This window comes from Sphingopyxis sp. HIX, from assembly GCF_001468285.1.
GTDB lineage: Bacteria > Pseudomonadota > Alphaproteobacteria > Sphingomonadales > Sphingomonadaceae > Sphingopyxis.
On the sequence record NZ_LNSB01000088.1, the window covers coordinates 1 to 1057 of the forward strand.

A 1057-nucleotide genomic window follows, 5' to 3' on the forward strand; every position below is an offset into this window, starting at 1 on the left:
CGCCTCGGCCGGCGGCGCGCTGCCGTCGGGCATCGGCGCGGGCGGCGCTTCCTGCGCGACGGCCGAAGCCGCAAGGCCGAACGCCATCGCCGTCAGGATCAAGGGGCGGAAGGAAGAATTCATGCTGGATCGGCCTTTGTGAAAAACTGCAACTTGCGCCCCGTCTTGGCGCGCCCTAGCGGGAAAAAGCTGAACGCTCAATGATTGGGATTAGGCCCCGCCCTGCCGCAGCCCACGCTCCGCGATGCGCGATACCACGGCCTTTTCGACCGCGGGGGTCACGAATTTGTGGATGTCGCCGCCGAAGATCGCGATTTCCTTGACCAGCCGCGAGGCGATCGGCTGCAGATTGACGTCGGCCATCAGGAAGACCGTCTCGACGCGGTCGTTGAGCTGGCGGTTCATGCCGGTGAGCTGATACTCATATTCGAAGTCGGTGACCCCGCGGATGCCGCGCACCACCACCGACGCCCCCTGCGCGTCGGCGAAGTCCATCAGCAGCGAATTGAAGCCGACGACCTCGATATCGCCGTCGATGCCCCCAACCTCGGCTTTGACCATCGCGATGCGCTCGTCGTCGTCGAACAAGGGCGATTTGGCGATATTGGTGGTGACCCCGATGATCAGCTTGTCGACCAGCTTCGCGCCGCGGGTGATGATATCCATATGCCCGAGCGTGATCGGGTCGAACGTTCCCGGATAAACCCCCACCCGCATCAGCGATCCCTTTCCACGATATAGCGCGCGATCGCGCGCAGCAGCGCCGCCTCCTCGCCGAAGCCCGCGAGATGCTGGACCGCCTGGTCGACCAGCATCCGCGCCTGGTCGCGCGCGCGGTCGAGCCCCATCAAGGTGACGAAGGTCGCCTTGCCCGCGGCTTCGTCCTTGTGCAGCGCCTTGCCCGCGAGCGCCTCGTCGCCCTCGACGTCCATGATGTCGTCGGCGATCTGGAAGGCGAGCCCGATGTCGCGCGCATAACCGCGGAGCGGCGTGCGCCCCTCGGCGGGGATGCGCGCGAGATCGGGCTCGCCTTCCAGATCGCCGACGACATCATGGA

General features: G+C 65.9%; 2 protein-coding genes. Both read right to left on the minus strand.

Annotated elements, in window-relative coordinates; genetic code table 11:
- Window positions 1–210: 210 nt before the first annotated feature.
- On the minus strand, window positions 211–717 hold the full coding sequence (coaD, locus tag ATE62_RS22630; RefSeq protein WP_058810130.1) for a pantetheine-phosphate adenylyltransferase: 507 nt from the start codon (window positions 715–717) through the stop codon (window positions 211–213).
- A partial coding sequence (locus ATE62_RS22635; protein WP_197412032.1) for a polyprenyl synthetase family protein occupies window positions 717–1057 on the minus strand: 341 nt, incomplete at its 5' end. The genes coaD and ATE62_RS22635, both read right to left, overlap by 1 nt.